Origin of the sequence: Weissella sp. DD23 (assembly GCF_001579105.1) — a bacterium.
GTDB classification, from domain to species: Bacteria; Bacillota; Bacilli; order Lactobacillales; family Lactobacillaceae; genus Weissella; species Weissella cibaria.
In genome coordinates this window covers 1-380 of record NZ_KQ970488.1, presented here as the reverse complement: position 1 = coordinate 380, position 380 = coordinate 1, and the positions used below count along the sequence as shown (strand labels likewise).

General features: G+C 46.3%; 1 protein-coding gene. It reads left to right on the top strand.

Features of this window, described 5'->3' with window-relative positions; all coding sequences use genetic code 11:
- On the top strand, positions 1-380 hold a 380-nt coding region (locus tag WEIDD23_RS12390), incomplete at both ends, for an MBL fold metallo-hydrolase (protein ID WP_156469687.1).

The following is a 380-nucleotide window of genomic DNA, read 5'->3' as shown; positions in this document are numbered from 1 at the left end:
CAACGATTCGTCCACGGAAGGTGGATAAGATTTTTGTCACCCATTTGCACGGTGATCACATTTATGGACTACCAGGCTTGTTGTCTTCCCGTTCATTTCAGGGCGGCGAAGAAGAATTGGTGATTTATGGTCCCCATGGGATTAAGCAATTCGTGGAAACGAGTCTTCGCGTGGCACAAACGCATTTAACGTATCCATTGAAGTTTGTCGAACTACCAAATGAAGGTGGTGAGGTACTGCGGACTGACAAATTTACGGTGACAGCTTTACCGTTGGATCACAAAATTTTGTCATTTGGTTATCGCGTTGTTGAACATGATCACGCCGGTGAACTTTTGGTCGAACGCTTAAGGGCGATGCAAGTGCCAGAAGGTCCCTTG